This is a genomic window from Paraburkholderia phytofirmans, assembly GCF_046028095.1.
GTDB lineage: Bacteria > Pseudomonadota > Gammaproteobacteria > Burkholderiales > Burkholderiaceae > Paraburkholderia > Paraburkholderia phytofirmans_A.
Genome location: NZ_JAQQDJ010000014.1, coordinates 53142 through 72348 on the forward strand (window position 1 = coordinate 53142; position 19207 = coordinate 72348).

The following is a 19207-nucleotide window of genomic DNA, read 5'->3' on the forward strand; positions in this document are numbered from 1 at the left end:
GCAGCCGGCAGCGAACGTGCGAAAACGTGGGGCGGCTGAGGCCGCCGGGCAGGTAGGCTGTGGGCAAAGGACGCACTTGTGCCGTATCGTGCGGCTGAAGTGTTTGAGGCGGCCGGGCAGGCAGGCTCTGGGCAGAGGACCCACTTGTGCCGTGTCGTGCAATTGAAGTGTTTGAGGCGGCGGGGCAGGTAGGCTGTGGGCGATCTACGCACTCGCATCCTGTCGTGCCGCCGGAACGTCTGGGGTATCGGGACGCGCAGCTCGCCCGCAAAGCACGCGCCGCGTCAAACGCCCTGCCAGCGCCCGGGCGGCACGCCGAACATGCGCCGGAAGTGTCGCGTGAAATGGCTTTGGTCCGTGAAGCCGCTGGCGGCGGCGACTTCTGTAACGGAAACGCCCGCGCGCAGTGGCGCGAGCGCGCGCTGCAAGCGCACCTGATTGCGCCATGCGTGGGGCGGCAGACCGGTCGTCTGGGTGAAAAGACGCGCCGCGTGGAACGGCGAGAGTCCCGCTACCTGGGCCACTTCAGCGAGCGTGACGGGCTCGACGAGGTCGCCCGTCAGGCGTTCCTGCATGATCGTCACGCGGGCGTCGTCGGTGGCGAGGCGCGAACGCGCCGGTTGCGTTTGCGCGTAGCGCACCAGCAGCGTGGACAGGGCGTCGAGCATGGCGGCTTCGGCGGCGAGCGCGTCGCCGCTCGCCTCCAGCAGACGATGCGCGTGCGCCAGCCGCGCGGCCAGATCCGGATCGCGGATCACACCGGGCGCAAACCACGGCAACGCCTGAGCCTTGCCGCTGACCTCGCTGGCGAGGGCGTGGATGAAATCCACCGGTGCATACATCACGCGATACCGCCAGCCCGCCTCGACCGCCTTCGAGCCGGTGTGCAACTCGCCGGGATTGATGATCGGTACGCTGCCGGCTTCGGCGACGTAGTCGGAACCGAGATACCGATACCCCTCGGCGCCCGCCACGATCACCGGAATCGTGTACGCATCGTGCCAATGCGGCGTGAACTCGTGATCGTGATATTCGGCCGTGAGCAGGTCCGCGCCGGGCAGAAGCGGCGTGCGCCAGTAGCGGGCGGAATCCTGGAAACGATGGGCGGCGGTCATGATGAAGTCCGGCTGGACCGGTCAGTGTAGCGCGTCGCGACCATGACGCGTCATGCGCTGATGTGTCGGCCGGCTGCGTTTTGCCGTAGGGCGGCGCCTACTTGACCGGGATCGTTGTTCCAGCCGGCATCGGCACGGCGCTCACGCTGTTCTTCGCGCTGCCGCTGACCACGCGGTCGCTGTAGGTGAGATACACGAGCGAGTTGCGCTTCGCGTCGACCACCCGCACCACATGCAGCGACTTGAAGATGAACGACATGCTCACCGAGAACACGTCGGCCTGTTTCTTCACCGGACCCGTGAAGTGGATTTCACCAACCTGCCGACAGGCGATCGACGCTTCAGTCGGGTCTTCAGCAATGCCGAGCGTACCTTTGACACCGCCGGTACGCGCCCGCGACACGTAGCAAGTCACGCCTTGAACCACTGGATCGTCATAGGCCTCGACGACCACGCGGTCGGAGCCCGTGACGCGGAAATTGGTATTGACGCTGCCGACTTCTTCACTGTGCGCCGAGGGCAGCAGGAGGGCGGCAGCCGCCGCAAGCGAGATGCGCAACAAAGTGGGTTTCATGGGATGAGCTTGCCGGAAATTGAGCGCCTGGGTTGGGCGCGGGACGTGCGCCGGGAAATCGCCATCGTATAACGGCAGGCGGGTCAGATGGCCGACGATCCGGCCGACGCGCCGGTTGTAGCGGCGCGAGCATGGCGTCGACGAGGGCGGGCGACATGGTTTGGCAGCGTGCGGCGCGCAAAAAGAAAAAGGCCCGCACGGATGCGGGCCTTTCAAATTTTTTGGCTCCTCGACCTGGGCTCGAACCAGGGACCTACGGATTAACAGTCCGGCGCTCTACCGACTGAGCTATCGAGGAACAGCAATACAACTTAACCTACATAAAAAAGCCCGTCTTGGTTAACGGGCTTTTGCAATTCTTGGCTCCTCGACCTGGGCTCGAACCAGGGACCTACGGATTAACAGTCCGGCGCTCTACCGACTGAGCTATCGAGGAACAGAACAACAAACAGCAGAGAAACGAAATTGTAGGAGCAGCTTAAGCGCCTGTCAATACCCTGCGTTCATCTCAATTTCATTCGAATTCGGCTGCGCATGCGACAGGCAGCGAGGCTCAACGTACGAGCAGCTCGAGCTTTTCCTTCACGTCCTTGAACTCGTCGGCTTCCGGCAGCGGCGCCTTGGTCTTGGTGATGCTAGGCCAGTTCTTCGCGAGATCGGCATTCAGCTCGATGAAGTTCTGCTGGTCGCCCGGCACGTCTTCTTCGGCATAAATGGCGTTCACCGGGCATTCAGCCACGCACACGGCGCAGTCGATGCATTCATCGGGGTCGATCGCGAGGAAGTTGGGACCTTCGCGAAAGCAGTCCACCGGGCACACATCGACACAGTCGGTATAGCGGCACTTGATGCAGCTTTCGGTCACAACGTGAGTCATTCAGGCAGCTCCTGCATGCGGTATCTGGGGAGGCGGAAACGCCAAAAGCGCTATTGTATCGTAACGTCAAGAGGCGCATGCAGCATCGCGCAAGACCGTTTATACGTTTTCGTGATTAGTTTATGGCGTCCGCCTCATGGCTCCCCCGAGCGCCCGGCGCGGGAGTCTGCCGGCGCGCTGAACGGGGGCGCATTCGGGTAACATGCGTCAGGCCGGTGCGCACGGGGCGTGCCGTCGCGCATGGGTGAGTCGGGCCTTCGTGTCAGGCCTTCCGTTTCTCCGCAGTTTAGTTCGCACCATCATGATTATTACTTCGCTGCTCGACACCGATCTGTACAAGTTCACGATGATGCAAGTGGTGTTGCATCACTTTCCCGCGGCGAACGTGGAGTATCGCTTCCGCTGCCGTACGCCGAATGTCGATCTCGTACCTTACATCGGCGAGATTCGCGACGAAGTGCGCAAGCTCTGCCAACTGCGCTTCACCGACGACGAACTCGACTACCTCCGGCGCATGCGCTTCATCAAGGGCGACTTCATCGAGTTTCTCGCGCTGTTCCATCTGAACGAAAAATACATTTCGATCGAACCGTCGCCAAAGGGCAATGGCGAGATCGACATCGAGATCAAGGGGCCGTGGCTGCATACGATCCTGTTCGAGATTCCGATGCTCGCGATCGTCAACGAAGTCTACTTCCGCAATACGCAGCAAAAGCCGGACTACAGCGAAGGGCGCGGGCGCCTTGTCGACAAGATCCAGCTGCTCGGCGCGCGTCCGGAATTCGCCGACTGCAAGATCGCCGACTACGGCACACGCCGTCGCTTCTCGAAGCAATGGCACGAGGAGGTGATCCTCAAGCTCAAGGAAGGCCTCGGCGAGCAGTTCGCAGGCACCAGCAACGTGTTCTACGCGATGAAGCACAGCCTCACGCCGCTCGGCACGATGGCGCACGAGTACCTGCAGGCGTGTCAGGCGCTCGGTCCGCGGCTGCGCGATTCGCAGATCTTCGGCTTCGAAATGTGGGCCAAGGAATACCGCGGCGACCTGGGTATCGCGCTCTCCGATGTGTACGGCATGGAGGCGTTCCTGCGCGACTTCGACATGTACTTCTGCAAACTGTTCGACGGCGCGCGCCACGATTCCGGCGATCCGTTCGACTGGGGCGAACGCCTGCTCAAGCACTACGAAGCGAATCGCTGCGACCCGCGCACCAAGATCCTCGTGTTCTCCGACGCGCTCGACATTCCCAAAGTGCTGCAACTCTACGAGCGCTTCCGCGGCCGCTGCAAGCTGGCGTTCGGCGTGGGCACGAATCTGACTAACGACCTCGGCTATAACCCGCTGCAGATCGTCATCAAGATGGTTCGCTGCAACGGTCAGCCGGTGGCGAAGCTGTCGGACTCGCCGGGCAAGAACATGTGCGAAGACAAGGCTTATCTCGCTTATCTGCGCCAGGTGTTCGGCATTGCGCAGCCTGAGGAAGAGGCGGCGAAGTAACGCGGTGCATCGCTAGCTGTCAGTAGCTTATGCCGCGCGTGCGATGCGCGGCAATAGGCCGTTCGGCCAGGGTGTTCGGGCGCAGGGTGGCCGGTATAATTCTCGCCATATCGCACGGCTGTCGACACGAGGATTTCGCACATGGACACATCGCTTGCACGCCGCAACATCCTGGCGCGCATCCGCGCGGCGCAAGGGCGTGAGCCCGAGCCGTCCGCTTCCGAGCGCGAGGCCGCCGCGGACTATCTCGCGCGCCATCCTGCTGGCCCGCGTCCGGAGATGCCGGCCGACCTCGTTGCGCGCTTCATTGAAGAAGCGCAAAAAATGGCGACCACGGTGGACTCGGTTGAAGCACTGAGCGACGTGCCGGCCGCGGCGCACCGCTACCTCGCGCAGCATGCGTTGCCGCTGCAAGCCATCGCCTGGCAAACGCTGCAAGATCTGCATTGGGCCGAAGCCGGCCTCACCGTCGAATTTCGCAAGCCGCAAGACGGCGACGTAGTCGGTCTCACCGGCTGCTTCTGTGCGACCGCCGAGACCGGCACGCTAGTGCTGCTGTCGGGCCCTGAAACTTATGCTTCGGCCGGTCTGCTTCCGGAGACGCACATTGCGATTGTGCCGGCTTCTCGCATCGTCTCCGGTCACGAAGAGGCGTTCGCACTGATCCGCAAGGAGCGTGGCGAGCTGCCGCGCGCGGTCAACTTCGTCTCCGGGCCTTCGCGTACCGGCGATATCGAACAGACCATCGTGCTCGGCGCGCATGGGCCTTACCGGGTGCATGTGATCGTCGTGCAGGGCGCCTGAGCGGCAAGCACGGCAGTGCCACAGGACGCGTGCTCCGACGTGCGGTCGCAATCAATAACAAGGACTTCAAATCTATGAAAGGACGTGCCGTCTGGACCGGCATGGCGCTCGCGGCTGCATTGGCGCTGGCCGGCTGGCCGCAACTCGCATCGGCCGCCACGCTCGACGGCGCGACCTTGTCCGCGCTGTGGGGACTGCCGTTCGCGGGCGTGCTGCTGTCGATCGCGGTATTTCCGTTGATCGCGCCGGCGTTCTGGCATCACCATTTCGGCAAGATTGCAGCGGCGTGGGCGCTGGTGTTTCTCGTGCCTTTTGGATTTAGTTTCGGCACGGGCGTCGCATTCGGCACACTCGTGCATGCGCTGCTCGAAGAATACATACCGTTCATCGTGTTGCTGACGGCGCTCTACACCGTGGCGGGCGGCATCTGCGTGCGCGGCAATCTGCATGGCACGCCGCGCCTGAACACCGCGATCCTCGCACTCGGCACTTTGCTCGCGAGCATCATGGGCACGACCGGTGCGGCCATGTTGCTGATCCGTCCGTTGCTGCGCGCCAACGACAATCGCAAGCACGTCGTTCACGTGGTCGTGTTTTTTATCTTTCTCGTGGCCAACGCGGGTGGTTCGCTTTCGCCGCTGGGCGACCCGCCGCTCTTTCTCGGCTTTCTGCAGGGCGTGAGTTTCTTCTGGACCACCACGCATCTCGCGCTGCCGATGCTGTTCGTCTGCGGCGTGCTGCTGGTCGGGTTCTATGCGCTGGACTCGCACTACTTTCATCGGCGCGAAGAAGAGCTCTCGCGTTTTCTCGATCCGACGCCCGACTCGCCGCCGCTCGGCATCGACGGCAAAATCAATTTTGTGTTGCTTGCCGCGGTGATCGCGCTCGTGCTGATGAGCGGGCTGTGGAGACCAGGCGTGGAATTCGACGTGTTCGGCACGCACGTGGCGCTGCAAAACGCCGTGCGCGATGCGGCGCTGATTGGTGTCGCCTTGCTCTCGTTGGCGCTTACGCCGCGCGCGGCTCGCGCGGGCAATGACTTCAACTGGGCGCCGATCGAAGAAGTGGCCAAACTGTTCGCCGGCATCTTCGTGACGATCGCGCCGGTCATCACGATTTTGCGCGCGGGCGAGGCGGGCGCCTTCGCGGGCATCGTCCATCTGGTCAACGACGCCTCGGGCCAGCCGCACGATCTGATGTACTTCTGGGCGACCGGGCTGCTATCTTCGTTTCTCGACAACGCGCCGACTTACCTCGTGTTCTTCAACCTGGCCGGTGGCGACGCGCAGACTCTCATGACCACCGGCGCCACTACGCTCGCGGCGATCTCGGCCGGCGCGGTGTTCATGGGCGCGAACACGTATATCGGCAATGCGCCGAACTTCATGGTGAAGGCAATCGCGGAATCGCGCGGCGTTCGCATGCCGGGTTTTTTCGCGTATCTAGGCTGGTCAGCGGTGGTGTTGTTGCCGCTTTTCCTTGTCACCGGCTGGCTCTTTTTTTGACGCCGAGGCAATCGAACTCGACGCGCTTTACGGAGAATTGCAATGCAGAAGATCCTCGTCGCCCGTCCGATCTTTCCCGATGTGATCGAACGGCTCAAACAGTATTTCGACGTCGACTGGAATCAGGGCGACGTGTTGCCCGCCGACGAACTGAAACGCCGTCTCGCGGATAAAGACGGCGCGCTGACCGCGGGCGATCCGGTCGGCGCGGCCGAACTCGCGGCGGCGCCGCGTCTGCGCGTGGTGTCGAATATGGCGGTGGGCTACAACAACTTCGACATGGCCGCCTTCAACGCGGCCAACGTGCTGGGCACCAATACGCCGGACGTGCTGAACGAATCGACCGCGGACTTCGGCTGGGCGCTGATGATGGCGGCGGCGCGCCGCATCACCGAATCGGAGCACTGGCTGCGCGCGGGTCAATGGCAGAAGTGGGCCTATGACGCGTTTCTCGGCAGCGATCTGCACGGCTCGACGCTCGGCGTGATCGGCATGGGCCGTATTGGCCAGGCGCTCGCGCGTCGTGCGAAAGGTTTCAACATGCAGGTGATTTATCACAACCGTTCACGCGTGGCGCCCGAGATCGAGGCCGAGTTGAACGCGGAGTATGTATCGAAGCAGGATCTGCTGCGGCGCGCCGATCACGTCGTGCTCGTTCTGCCGTACACGAAGGAGAACCATCACACGATCGGCGCGGCCGAACTCGCGCTGATGAAGCCGACCGCGACGCTTACGAATATCGCGCGCGGCGGCATCGTCGACGACGCGGCGCTGGTCGAAGCATTGCGCTCGAAGCAGATTGCCGCAGCCGGTCTCGATGTGTTCGAAGGCGAGCCGAATCTCAACCAGGATTTACTGAGCGTGCCGAATGTCGTGCTGACGCCGCACATTGCCAGCGCGACCGAAGCCACGCGCCGCGCCATGGCGAATCTCGCCGCGGACAATCTGATCGCGGGCCTGGGTGAAGGTCCGCGCGCGGGGCAGCCGCCGAATCCGGTCAACCCCGATGTCATCGGCAAGGCGCGTTCATGACAATGTATCTGGTGGCGGCCGTAGCCGTGTTGGCGGTCGCCTTGGTTATCGCACTGGCCTTGCTGATGCGCGGCCAGAGCCGTGCGGAGGACAACGAGCAGTTCGAGTTGCTCAACGAACGCATCGACGTCGCGGCCGACGCGCAAGCGCACGCCTACGAGCGGCTTGAGCGGCAACTGCGCAATGACATCACCGAGACGGCGCGCGTGTCGCGTACCGAACAGAGCAGCGGCTTCGCGCATTTTCAGCAGACGCTGGCCGCGCAGTTCAGCAGCATGACGACAGTGCAGGCCGGCAAGATCGACGGCTTCGCGCAACAGCTCGACGCCGTGCGCCACAGTCTGCAGGCGCAGGCCCAGCAGGCGCGCGACGAACAAGGCCGCTCGCTCAAACAGTTCGGCGATACGTTGAGCCTCCAGTTAGGGCAACTCACCGAGGCGAACGACCGCCGCTTCGCCGAAGTGCGCGCGACCATCGAGCAGCGGCTGAAGGATATCGAGGCGAACAACTCGCTCAAGCTCGAGGAAATGCGCCGCACTGTCGACGAAAAATTGCACGCTACGCTTGAACAGCGTTTGGGCGAGTCGTTCAAGCTGGTGTCCGACCGGCTCGAACAGGTGCACCGCGGACTGGGTGAGATGCAGACGCTGGCGGCCGGCGTCGGCGATCTGAAGAAGGTTCTCACCAATGTGAAGACGCGCGGCACGTGGGGCGAAGTGCAGCTCGAAGCGTTGCTCGAGCAACTGCTCACCGCCGATCAGTACGCGAAAAACATCGCGACTGTGCCGAGAAGCGCGGAGCGCGTCGAGTTTGCGATCAAGCTGCCGGGACGCGCGGAGCAGGGCGCCGCGGCCACACCTGTATGGCTGCCCATCGACGCCAAATTTCCGCGTGAAGACTACGAGCGGCTGATCGAAGCGCAGGAGCGCGCCGACCCGGTCGCGGTGGAAGAGGCGTCACGCGCGCTCGAAGCGCGGATTCGTGCCGAGGCGCGCACGATCGCGGAAAAGTACGTGTCGCCACCGCACACCACGGACTTCGCGCTGCTGTTTCTGCCGACTGAAGGGCTATATGCGGAAGTGTTGCGTCGGCCGGGCTTGACGGACCTGCTGCAACGCGACTACCGGGTGACGATTGCGGGGCCGACTACGCTGACCGCCTTGCTCAATAGTTTGCAGATGGGTTTCCGCACCCTCGCAATCGAGAAACGATCGAGCGAGGTGTGGCAGGTGCTTGGCGCGGTGAAAACGGAGTTCGGCAAATTCGGCGACGTGCTGGCCAAGACGAAGGCGCAACTGGAAACCGTCACGCGGTCTATCGAAGCGGCGGAAACGCGCACACGCGTCATGAGCCGAAGACTGCGCGATGTCGAGGCGTTGCCGGGTGAAGAGGCGAGCGGGTTGCTCGGCGATGCGCTGTCGGGCGTGGATCCCGACGAGCAGTAAGGGAGTCGAGCTAGCGGTTTGGTAATCGCGGGGTGGGCGGCAAGTTGGCTCCGCGAAACCAATGCATCAACACGTCCGGCACCCGCTCAGGCCCTTGCGCCCGCCGCCAGCCGTTCCAGCGCCTCACCCGCCAGACGCACCACGCGCCAATCCGGCATGACAGCCGCGCCCAACTTTTCATAGAAGCTGATGGCCTGTTTGTTCCAATCGAGCACGGTCCATTCGAACCGCCCGCATTGCCGTTCCACCGCCAATGCGGCAAGACGCTGCAACAGCGCAGTGCCGAGACCGCTACCGCGTTGCGACGGTTGCACGTAGACGTCTTCGAGATACAGTCCGCGCTTGCCGACGAAGCTCGAGTAATTGTGGAAGAACAGCGCATAGCCGACGATGCGACCTTCGCTTTCCGCCACCAACGCTTCAATGGAAGGCCTTGCGCCGAACAGCGCGTCGCGCAAGCCGTCTTCGGTCGCGACGAACACGTGCGTGAGGCTTTCGAACTGCGCAAGTTCGTACGTCAGCGCGAAGATGGCGCCGGTGTCCGCGGGCGTGGCGACGCGGATCGTCGCGGGCATTACGCCTCTTCCGGCGCGTCGGTCAGCTGGATTTCAATGCCGCCGAAGCGCGACGCCACCCAGTTGTACGCATGACATGCGATCCACAGCAGGATGAAACCGAGAATCGCATTCAGCAGCAGCGCGCTGAACACCGTGCTCAGCTCCACCGAACCGTAGCGCACGAACGCGACCAGCACGCCCAGCAGCACGATCGGCACCGAAAACGTCAGATACACGAGGATCAGTGCTTTGGCCGTCTGTCCCGGTGCAATGAACGAGATCTGTTTTTTCATGTAAGTCAAACCCGTATGTCGTAGTGGTAATGGGTGAAGCAGCGAATGAGCGCTGGCGGGCGTGATGCCTCGGTCCCCCGTCAGCGGTCAGATGAGTCCGTCGAACAGCATGATCGCGACGCGCTCTCCTTCGGCGACCTCGCCTTCATCGTGCCCGAGCACGATGAAGCAGTTTGCTTCGCTCATCGAACTCAGCACGCCGGAGCTCTGCGAACCGGTCGGCGTGACATGCCATTGTCCGTGCGCGTGCTGTTCCGCTACGCCGCGCTGGAATTCGGTGCGCCCGGCGCGCTTGCGGATGGCCCGGCGGCTCATGGCGTGAATGACCGGCAGCGGTTGCGGCGTGGCGCCCGACATCAGCAGCAACACTTCTCGCACGATCTGATAGAACGTCACCATCACGGCAACCGGATTGCCCGGCAAACCGAAGAATAACGCGGGAAGCCCGACACCCGGCCGCTCGCCGGACCAGACGCGGCCGAAGGCGAGCGGGCGACCCGGGCGCATGGCGAGACTCCAGAACGCGACGTCGCCGAAAGTTTGCAGCAGTTGCTTGGTGAAATCCGCCTCGCCGACCGAGACGCCGCCCGAGGTCAGCACCACATCGGCGTTCGCCGCGGCGCTGCGCAAGGCCGCTTCCATCGCGGCGGGCTCGTCGCGCACCACGCCGAGATCGAGCGTGTCGATGTTCAGGCGCCGCAGCATGGCAAACAGCGTGTAGCGGTTGCTGTCGTACACGCAACCCGGATCGAGCGGCTCGCCGAGCGAGCGCAATTCGTCGCCGGTCGAGAAGAAGGCGACGCGCAACCGCCGCCTGACATTGACTTCGCCGATACCGAGCGAGGCGAGCAAGCCGAGGTCCGACGCGCGCATGATGCGGCCCGCCCGCAGCGCGGCATGACCGCGCGCGAGGTCTTCGCCGGCGAGGCGCCGGTTTGCGCCGGCCGTCACGGCGTTGCCCGCGAAGCGGATCGAAACCGAATCGGCGCCGCGCTCGACGAGTTCTTGCGGCACGACCGTGTCGCAGTCGGCCGGCATGCAGGCGCCGGTCATCACGCGCACGCATTGCGCGGCCTCGACGCGGCCCGCGAACGGATGCCCGGCCAGCGCCTTGCCGACGATCGCCAGTTCGACAGTGGCCGCGCCCGTGGCGAGTGCCGCGCGGTTGAACGCGTAGCCGTCCATGGCGGAGTTGTCGTGCGAGGGAACATTGATCGGCGACACGATATCGGCCGCGAGCACGCGGTCGAGCGCGTCGCGCAAAGCCACGCGTTCAACGGCCGTAACCGGCGCGGCCCACTGACGGACAATCGCCTGTGCGGCCGCGACAGGTAGCGCGTGAGGATCGTACTGCGCGACGCAGCGGGAAAATTCGTTAAGCGTGGTCATGAAGAGCTGAGCGTCGCGACCGGCGGCGGGTGCGGGAGCGGCGGTTGCCGTGCGGCCGGAGCGGGATTTCAACCGGGGCCTCAATCACGCTGGAGGTCGGCGAGTTCTTGTAGCGAATTGATATTGTAAAACGCGCGCTCGTCGGTAAAGACGACTTCCACCGTCTTGTGGCGCGCGTACCACGCGCGAACTTTACGCTCGCCGGCTTCCAGGAAGGCCGACAGATCGTCCGCGAGGCTCCTGCGCAAGAGCGCGAAGACGGGATGCAAGGAGGTTTGACCGTGCGCGTCGATGGTGGCGACCGTGGCGATGTCAGCCGCGTTAGAGTCCAGCGCGTACGCGAGGCGTTCGGCCAGGTCGGCGGGCAGCCACGGCGAGTCGCAGGGCGCACTGAGCACGTAGCCGGTTTCGGCGGCGCGCAGCCCGGTAAGCAGGCCGGCTAGCGGACCCGGAAATCCACTCAGGGTGTCAGCCACCACGGCGGCGCTGAATGGCGCGCCAAGCGCGGTGTAGGCCTCAGGGTGACGATTGGCGCTGATCAAGAGCGCGCCGGTCTGCGGCGCGAGGCGCTTGAGCACATGCGCGGCGAGCGGTTCGCCATGCAGCATTTGCAGGCCCTTGTCGGCGCCGCCCATGCGCACGCCGCGGCCGCCCGCGAGCAACAGTCCGGTGATGTGTTCGCGCGCCGGCTTCATGCGCCGCCGCTCAGCCGCCGATGTACGACATTTCGACGCGGCGGCCATCCCGCGCGCGCGAATCGGCCGAGGCGCTGCCGCGCAATTGCGAATAGCGGTCGCCGCGGTCCTGCCAGATTTCGGCGATGGCAGTGGCGATGGCGGCATCGCTCGCGCCGTTACGCACCAGCGCGCGCAGGTCGTGCCCCGACGAGGCGAACAGACACAGGTACAGCTTGCCTTCCGTCGAGAGGCGCGCACGCGTGCAGCTGCCGCAAAAGGCGCGCGTCACGCTCGAAATCACGCCGATTTCGCCGCCGCCGTCCACGTAACCCCAGCGCTGCGCGGTCTCGGCGGCGCTGTGCGCTTCGAGCGGCGCGAGCGGGAAGTGCTCGGCAATGCGCGTGACGACGTCGGCGGACGGCAGCACTTCCGTCATGTTCCAGCCGTTCGACGTGCCGACGTCCATGTATTCGATGAAGCGCAATACGGCGCCCGAGCCTTTGAAGTGACGCGCCATTGGCACGATTTCGCTGTCGTTGGTGCCGCGCTTGACGACCATGTTCACCTTGACCGGCGCGAGGCCCACCGCGTGCGCCGCCGCAATGCCGTCCAGCACGTCGCCGACGGCGAAATCCGCGTCGTTCATGCGGCGAAATAGCGTGTCGTCGAGCGCGTCGAGGCTCACCGTGACGCGGGTCAAACCGGCGTCTTTCAGGCTGCGCGCCTTGCGTTCTAGCAGCGAACCGTTGGTGGTCAGCGTCAGATCGAGCGGACGGCCCGCCGGCGTGGTCAGTTGCGCGAGGCGTTCGATCAGGAATTCCAGATTTTTCCGCAACAGCGGTTCGCCGCCCGTCAGACGGATTTTCTCGACACCATGTGCGACGAACAGCCGCGCCAGCCGTTCGATTTCCTCGAAGCTCAGCAAGGCGCTGTGCGGCAAAAACGTGTAGTCCTTGTCGAATACCGCGCGAGGCATGCAATAGACGCACCGGAAATTGCAGCGATCCGTGACCGAAATGCGCAGGTCGCGCAGCGGCCGCGCAAGCGTGTCGTGCAGCGCGCCGCTGGGCGTCTGCACGGGGCCGGCGATAACCGGCATGGCGCTGAGATCGGCAACAGGGATGATGCGTCGGGACATGAATTGCTTCGATGAATTACGTCGGTTAGTGCTTGAAATTAAAGCTAGATATTCATTCTATCGGAAATGATTCTGGCAGCGCTGGCACCCCGGGTCGTGTCGGGGTATACGGGGAGTGGCATGCCGCGGCGCGCCGGGCTGCGGCGCAAGCCCATGAAAACAAAAAACCCGCCGGTGAGGGCGGGCTTTTCGAGTGCGGCAGGGCAGCTTACTGCGGGTGCTGGCCCGTTTCCACCTGTTGCATCGGCGCGCTGTCGAGCGGCGGCAGCGGCTTGCGTTCGCGCGCCACGCGAGCCGGCTTGACGGTCTGCGCAGCAACTTCCTGCGCCGCGCGCAGCTTGTCGGCGTCGGTGTTCACCCAGACGAGGCCGGCTTGCTCCAGCACCGGCTTCAGGGCTTCCGCCGACACGGCGGCTTGGCGCGGCGCTTGCTGCGCAGCTTGCGGCGCGACGGCGACGGGCGCCGGTTCGACCGCTGCCGGTGCTACCGCTGCCACGGCCGGCTGCGGTTCGACGATCTCAGCCTGCTGTGCAGGTTGAACGACAGGCGCTTCGACGACCACAGCCGGAGCCGTGGTCTCGACCGGAGCCGGAGCAGCGGCTTGCGCTTCGACAACCGGCGTAGCTGCCGGCGCTTCGACTTGCGCGTGAGCCGGGGCTTCGACGCGTGCGACCGGTTCAACCAGCGAAACCGTTTCGCTTGCGGCCGGCGCAGCTTGCGCCGCCTCGACCGGCTCCGCGGCGGCTTGCGCCACCGGCGTTTCGGCGACCGGTTCGACGGCTGCCGGCGCAACCGGTGCTTGCGCGACCGGTACTACCGTTTCCGTCTTCGCAGCTTTTTCGACGGCCAGAGCCGGCGTTTCGGTTGCGGCGTGCAGTTCGGACACTACGGCGGTTTCCGTCGCGACAGCAGCGACCACTACTTCGACCGGCGTCACGTCCTTCGCCTCGGTAACTTCCGGCTTGCGCTCGACCGGCTGATGCGCGGTGCGCACCGGCGCTTCGTCGGTTGCGTTCGCGTTGTCGCCTTCGGCTTCTGCGACGTCCGCGGCCAGATTGCCGTTCACGTCCTCTTCCCGCTCACGACGGCCACCGCGACGGCCGCGACGGCGACGACGACGCTCTTCGCCTTCACGCGCCACTGCTTCCTGATCGATCGGCGCGCCGTTTTCGCCCAAGGCGGTCTGGTTCTGCACCAGTTCTTCCGCCCTGTGCGCTTCGCTTTGCGTCAATGCGTCCGCGGTTTCTGCTTGCGGCTTGCGGCGTTCGCCACGTTCAGCACGGTCGCCACGTTCGCGGCGCTCGCCGCGTTCCTGACGTTCGCCACGCGGTGCGGCTTCCGCCGTTTCCGCGCGCTCGGTGCCGCGATTGTCGCGGTCACGGTTTTCACGACCCTCGCGCGGCTCACGGGCCTCGCGCGGTTCACGGCCTTCCCGGGCTTCACGCGGCTCACGATTGCCACGCGGTTCGCGCGCTTCACGTGCTTCGCGCGGCTCGCGGCCTTCACGTGTTTCACGCGCCTCACGGCCTTCACGCGGCTCGCGTTCTTCGCGGCGTTGCGACGGCTGCTGACCTTGGGCTTGACGGCCGCCGGTCGTGCCTTCGCCACGGCCCGCTGCATCGCGAGTGCCCGTGCCGGTGCGGCGATTACGGTTGCGATCGCCGCCGCGTTCGCCAGTGCGCTCACCGCGCTCCGTGCGTTCGCCGCGTTGCGGACGTGCCTGCTTGTCGGTCGTTGCCGGCGCGACGGGCGCTGGAGCGGCCGGCTGCACGCCGAACAGATTCTTCAACCAGCCGATAAAGCCGCCGCTCGCCGGCGTGACCGCGACCGGAGCCGGGGCGGCGACCGGACGAACCGGCGCGCTCGGCGCCGGCTTTTCAGGCGTGATGCCCTTGACCGCCGCTTCCTGCTTCGGCTTCACTTCCTCGGCACGCTTGCTGTAGCCGGTTTCCGATTCCAGTTCGCGGGCTGCTTCCTCGGCCATCTTCCACGAAGCACGCGGCTCATCGAGGCGCGCGTCGTCGTGACGCAGACGCTCGAGCTTGTAATGCGGCGTGTCGAGGTGCTTGTTCGGGATCAGAACGACATTGACCTTGAAACGCGATTCGATCTTGTTGATCTCGGCGCGCTTCTCGTTCAACAGGAAGGCGGTTACTTCGACCGGCACCTGGCAATGAATTGCCGCGGTGTTTTCCTTCATCGCTTCTTCCTGAATGATCCGCAGCACTTGCAGCGCGGACGATTCGGTATCGCGGATGTGGCCCGTGCCGTTACAGCGCGGGCAGGTCACGTGGCTGCCTTCCGACAGCGCCGGACGCAGACGCTGACGCGACAGTTCCATCAGGCCGAAACGCGAGATCTTGCCCATCTGAACGCGCGCGCGGTCGTGCTTGAGCGCGTCTTTCAGGCGTTGCTCGACTTCGCGCTGGCTCTTGGCCGATTCCATGTCGATGAAGTCGATCACGATCAGGCCGCCCAGGTCGCGCAGACGCAGCTGGCGGGCGACTTCGTCGGCGGCTTCGAGGTTGGTGCGCGCGGCCGTTTCTTCGATGTCGGCGCCCTTGGTGGCGCGTGCCGAGTTCACGTCGATCGCGACCAGTGCTTCGGTGTGGTCGATCACGATCGCGCCGCCCGAGGGCAGCGGCACCGTGCGCGAGTACGCCGTTTCGATCTGGTGTTCGATCTGGAAGCGCGAGAAGAGCGGCACATCGTCGTGATACCGCTTCACCTTGCTGACATTATCCGGCATCACGATATCCATGAAGGCGCGTGCCTGGTCATGAATTTCGGTGGTGTCGATCAGAATTTCGCCGATGTCCGGCTGGAAGTAGTCGCGGATCGCGCGGATCACGAGGCTCGATTCGAGATAGATCAGCATCGGCTGACCGCTCGAACCGCTTTGCGACGCGGCTTCGATCGCGCGCCACAGTTGCATCAGGTAGTTCAGGTCCCACTGCAGTTCTTCGGCGCTGCGGCCAATGCCGGCCGTGCGCGCGATGATGCTCATGCCTTCCGGCAGTTGCAGCTGCGCCATGGTTTCGCGCAGTTCCTGACGGTCGTCGCCTTCAATCCGGCGCGACACGCCGCCGCCGCGCGGATTGTTCGGCATCAGGACCAGATAGCGGCCGGCGAGCGAGATGAACGTGGTGAGGGCCGCGCCCTTGTTACCGCGTTCTTCTTTTTCGACCTGGACGATCAGTTCCTGGCCTTCACGCAGTGCGTCCTGGATGCGCGCGGAGCGCATGTCCACGCCGTCGCGGAAGTACTGGCGGGCGACTTCCTTGAACGGCAGGAAGCCGTGGCGGTCTTCGCCGTAGTTGACGAAACAGGCTTCGAGCGACGGCTCGATGCGAGTGATGATGCCCTTGTAAATGTTGCCTTTGCGCTGTTCGCGCCCGGCGGTTTCGATGTCGATATCGATGAGTTTTTGCCCATCGACGATGGCGACGCGCAGTTCTTCCTGCTGCGTCGCGTTGAACAACATTCGTTTCATTGAACGGCTCCAGAGCGGCTTAGCCTGCCTCTCCGCCGCGCGGTTGTCAGTCGCGAGGGCGAAGCGGGCAGCGGCATGCCGCGCCTTATTGTGTTTTCACAAGCACGCTGGAGCGGGAAAGCTGGTGGGAGAATTGCCTGAGAGGGCCCGGCCCATAAAAAACGGGCGCGGTGCCGCAGGGCACATGCGAACACGGCTTCAAATAACGACCCGACACGCCGCGGGTTCTGCCGGCCGACCTTCATAAGCCTTCGTCCACTCGCGCCGGTGCGCCAACTGGGCGCGTGACCGGAGGGTCGAAGGCTGCGGTCGTGCCGCAGCGGGAAGTTCGCGCAGTCGGCGCGTCTTTTCCTGCTGGGGGTGTCTCGCCTCATTTTGACGTCGCCATGTCTTGTATTTTCTACAAGACGCCTTGGGCGCACGCCGTATTTTCGCAACCTGCAGCTTCGTAAAGCAGGGCGTCAGACCGCCCGATACCGAAGCTGAAAGTTAAATTCTTTTTTACCAAAATTCCGTTACCGTCGAAGCCGACCTTGACCGAACGCGCCTGTGGGCGCCGTCCCTGCCGGGCACTGACTTCGTGCGTGCAACTTGTTGCATCTCATTTTCAGGGTGAGCAACCAGACCCCGGCGCAAGTAAAATAACGGTTTATCGCTTGCACCCGCGCAATCCGCCCGAATTCCGGACACTGCGCCGGCCGCCGCAGACTGCTGGGCAAATTATATTCAGAATGAAAGAGTTAGGCAAAATATCCCAGAAATCGGTCGCAAGCGACCAGGTCTCGATGATCGAGATCGACGACAGCGCGGCCGGACAGCGCATCGACAACTTCTTGTTGCGCGTCTGTAAAGGCGTGCCAAAAAGCCATATTTATCGAATCCTGCGCAGCGGGGAAGTGCGTGTCAATAAGGGCCGGATAGACGCGCAGTACCGTCTCGAACTGGGCGATCTTGTGCGCGTGCCGCCCATTCGCGTCGCTCAACCGAGCGAAACGGCCGCCCAGGCGCCGGTCCCGGCCGCCCATTTCAAAATTATTTTCGAAGACGAGCATTTGCTTGTGATCGACAAACCGGCCGGCGTGGCGGTTCACGGCGGCAGCGGTGTCGCGTTCGGCGTGATCGAGCAGATGCGCGAGGCGCGTCCGCAGGCAAAATTTCTCGAACTGGTGCATCGGCTGGATCGTGAGACGTCCGGCATTCTGATGCTCGCCAAGAAGCGCTCGGCGCTCGTCAATCTGCACGAGCAGATTCGCGAGAACAAGATGGACAAGCGCTACTATGCTTGCGTTCACGGCGACTGGGCGAGCGACTGGGGGCGCCGCCGCGCCGTCAAGGAGCCGCTGCACAAGTATTTGACGGCCGACGGCGAGCGCCGCGTACGCGTGCAGCCGGACGGTCTCGCGTCGCACACGGTGTTCAATCTGATCGACCGCTGGCCGGAATATGCGTTGCTCGAGGCGGAACTGAAGACCGGGCGCACGCATCAGATCCGGGTTCACTTGGAGCATCTGGAACTGCCGATCGTCGGCGACGCCAAATACGGCGACTTTGCGCTGAACAAGGCACTGGCGCGCGCCAACGCCAAGCCTGGCCTGAAGCGCATGTTCCTGCACGCTTACCGGCTAAAGCTCACGCACCCGGCAACCGGCGCGCCGCTGCAGTTCGAGGCGCCGCTGCCGGCCGAATGCCGCAGCTTCATCGCACAACTCAACGAACTACGAAATGGGTCATACCCGGAGACGACACCGCATGGCTAGAGAGCAATTTGATCTGATCGTCTTCGACTGGGACGGGACGCTGATGGATTCGACCACGCACATCACGCGCAGCATCCAGTCGGCGTGCCGCGATCTTGGCCTGCCGGTTCCCGCCGACGAGGCGGCCAGCTATGTGATCGGCCTGGGCTTGCGCGACGCGCTGCAGATCGCCGCGCCCACGCTCGATCCTTCGGACTATCCGCGGCTGGCCGAGCGATACCGATTTCATTATCTGGTGAAGGATCAGACCACCGAACTGTTCGTCGGTGTGCGCGAGATGTTGCAGGAACTGCGCGATCAAGGCTACTTGCTGGCCGTGGCGACCGGCAAGAGCCGCGTCGGGCTGAATCGCGCGTTGGATCAGTCGCGCCTGACGAGCCTGTTCGACGGCACGCGCTGCGCCGACGAAACGTTCTCGAAGCCGCACCCCGCGATGCTGCACGAATTGACGCGCGAACTGGGGCAGGACAACGCGCGTACGGTGATGGTCGGCGATACCACACACGATCTGCAAATGGCGATCAACGCGGGCGTCGCGGGTATCGGCGTCACATACGGCGCGCATCCTGCGGATTCGTTGAGCGCGCTGTCGCCGAAATTCGTCGCGTCGAGCGTCAGTGTGCTGTCAGGCTGGCTGCGGGAGAACGCATGAACACCGCTGCCACAGAAGCGCAAGCGGAGGCGGTTCGCGTCTGCGCGTCGGACGAACTGGTCGACGGCGGCGCGGGCGTGCGCCACGCGGCGAAGCTCGGTGGCGACGACGTAGTCGTATTTTTTGTCCGCTACGATGGCCGTGCCCATGGCTACCTGAATCGTTGCGCCCACGTGCCGATGGAGCTGGACTGGGCCGAAGGGCAGTTCTTCGAATCGTCCGGTTTATACTTGATGTGCGCTACACATGGCGCGATTTACGCGCCGGATACGGGCAAATGCGTCGGCGGTCCGTGCCGCGGCGGCAGATTGCGGCCGGTTCAGGTGGACGAGCGCGATACGCCGGAAGGCCGAGCCGTTTTCTGGCTGCCGGACGGCGAATTGCGCCCGGCCACATCCTGA

General features: G+C 64.1%; 17 protein-coding genes and 2 tRNA genes. 8 read left to right on the forward strand and 11 right to left on the reverse strand.

Going from position 1 to position 19207, the window contains the following annotated elements; all coding sequences use genetic code 11:
* Nucleotides 1-284: 284 nt before the first annotated feature.
* The 5 genes from PQR54_RS31360 to fdxA form a co-directional block, all read right to left on the reverse strand.
* Nucleotides 285-1115: an AraC family transcriptional regulator gene (locus PQR54_RS31360; protein ID WP_408252581.1), complete on the reverse strand. Its 831-nt coding sequence runs from the start codon at nt 1113-1115 to the stop codon at nt 285-287.
* Nucleotides 1116-1212: 97 nt separating this feature from the next.
* Nucleotides 1213-1689, reverse strand: a complete 477-nt coding sequence (locus PQR54_RS31365; protein WP_168795850.1) for a CreA family protein — start codon at nt 1687-1689, stop codon at nt 1213-1215.
* Between the two features lie 222 nt (nt 1690-1911).
* A tRNA-Asn gene (locus PQR54_RS31370) sits at nt 1912-1987 on the reverse strand.
* Nucleotides 1988-2049: 62 nt separating this feature from the next.
* Nucleotides 2050-2125 (reverse strand) — tRNA-Asn (locus tag PQR54_RS31375).
* Between the two features lie 117 nt (nt 2126-2242).
* Nucleotides 2243-2566: a ferredoxin FdxA gene (gene fdxA / locus PQR54_RS31380; protein ID WP_064268471.1), complete on the reverse strand. Its 324-nt coding sequence runs from the start codon at nt 2564-2566 to the stop codon at nt 2243-2245.
* A 301-nt stretch (nt 2567-2867) separates the two neighbouring features.
* Here fdxA and pncB point away from each other — a divergent pair, with 301 nt between their 5' ends.
* From pncB to PQR54_RS31405, 5 genes are all read left to right on the forward strand, one after another.
* Nucleotides 2868-4064, forward strand: a complete 1197-nt coding sequence (pncB, locus tag PQR54_RS31385) for a nicotinate phosphoribosyltransferase (protein WP_408252583.1) — start codon at nt 2868-2870, stop codon at nt 4062-4064.
* Between the two features lie 141 nt (nt 4065-4205).
* Complete coding sequence (locus PQR54_RS31390) at nt 4206-4868, forward strand: LutC/YkgG family protein (protein WP_408252585.1); 663 nt, start codon at nt 4206-4208, stop codon at nt 4866-4868.
* Nucleotides 4869-4942: 74 nt separating this feature from the next.
* The gene (locus tag PQR54_RS31395) at nt 4943-6373 is read left to right on the forward strand and encodes a sodium:proton antiporter (RefSeq protein WP_408252586.1); all 1431 of its coding nucleotides are present in this window, start codon (nt 4943-4945) and stop codon (nt 6371-6373) included.
* A gap of 42 nt (nt 6374-6415) precedes the next feature.
* Nucleotides 6416-7405 carry a 2-hydroxyacid dehydrogenase gene (locus PQR54_RS31400; RefSeq protein WP_408252588.1) on the forward strand — a complete coding sequence of 330 codons (990 nt, stop codon included), beginning with the start codon at nt 6416-6418 and terminating at the stop codon, nt 7403-7405.
* Nucleotides 7402-8850 (forward strand): DNA recombination protein RmuC, encoded by a 1449-nt coding sequence (locus PQR54_RS31405; protein WP_408252590.1) that lies wholly within the window; start codon nt 7402-7404, stop codon nt 8848-8850. The genes PQR54_RS31400 and PQR54_RS31405 overlap by 4 nt, the downstream gene beginning before the upstream one ends.
* Before the next feature lie 86 nt (nt 8851-8936).
* On the opposite strand, the gene PQR54_RS31410 is transcribed toward PQR54_RS31405, so the two are convergent.
* The 6 genes from PQR54_RS31410 to PQR54_RS31435 form a co-directional block, all read right to left on the reverse strand.
* On the reverse strand, nt 8937-9425 hold the full coding sequence (locus tag PQR54_RS31410; protein ID WP_408252592.1) for a GNAT family N-acetyltransferase: 489 nt from the start codon (nt 9423-9425) through the stop codon (nt 8937-8939).
* Nucleotides 9425-9700, reverse strand: coding sequence for a hypothetical protein (locus PQR54_RS31415; RefSeq protein WP_006053283.1), 276 nt, complete (start codon nt 9698-9700; stop codon nt 9425-9427). The genes PQR54_RS31410 and PQR54_RS31415 overlap by 1 nt, the downstream gene beginning before the upstream one ends.
* Nucleotides 9701-9787: 87 nt before the next feature.
* Nucleotides 9788-11089, reverse strand: a complete 1302-nt coding sequence (moeA, locus tag PQR54_RS31420) for a molybdopterin molybdotransferase MoeA (RefSeq protein WP_408252594.1) — start codon at nt 11087-11089, stop codon at nt 9788-9790.
* An 80-nt stretch (nt 11090-11169) separates the two neighbouring features.
* Nucleotides 11170-11784 carry a molybdenum cofactor guanylyltransferase MobA gene (mobA, locus tag PQR54_RS31425; protein ID WP_408252596.1) on the reverse strand — a complete coding sequence of 205 codons (615 nt, stop codon included), beginning with the start codon at nt 11782-11784 and terminating at the stop codon, nt 11170-11172.
* A gap of 10 nt (nt 11785-11794) precedes the next feature.
* On the reverse strand, nt 11795-12904 hold the full coding sequence (gene moaA, locus PQR54_RS31430; RefSeq protein ID WP_408252598.1) for a GTP 3',8-cyclase MoaA: 1110 nt from the start codon (nt 12902-12904) through the stop codon (nt 11795-11797).
* Between the two features lie 208 nt (nt 12905-13112).
* Complete coding sequence (locus tag PQR54_RS31435) at nt 13113-16397, reverse strand: Rne/Rng family ribonuclease (protein ID WP_408252600.1); 3285 nt, start codon at nt 16395-16397, stop codon at nt 13113-13115.
* Nucleotides 16398-17128: 731 nt separating this feature from the next.
* On the opposite strand from PQR54_RS31435, the gene PQR54_RS31440 reads away from it, so the two are divergent.
* The 3 genes from PQR54_RS31440 to PQR54_RS31450 are packed head-to-tail and all read left to right on the forward strand — an operon-like array spanning nt 17129 to nt 19207.
* The gene (locus PQR54_RS31440; protein ID WP_408252601.1) at nt 17129-18154 is read left to right on the forward strand and encodes an RluA family pseudouridine synthase; all 1026 of its coding nucleotides are present in this window, start codon (nt 17129-17131) and stop codon (nt 18152-18154) included.
* Nucleotides 18147-18806 (forward strand): HAD-IA family hydrolase, encoded by a 660-nt coding sequence (locus PQR54_RS31445; RefSeq protein WP_408252603.1) that lies wholly within the window; start codon nt 18147-18149, stop codon nt 18804-18806. The genes PQR54_RS31440 and PQR54_RS31445 overlap by 8 nt, the downstream gene beginning before the upstream one ends.
* Entirely contained in the window at nt 18803-19207 is a 405-nt protein-coding gene (locus PQR54_RS31450; protein ID WP_408252605.1) for a Rieske (2Fe-2S) protein, read from the forward strand. Before PQR54_RS31445 ends, PQR54_RS31450 begins: the two co-directional genes overlap by 4 nt.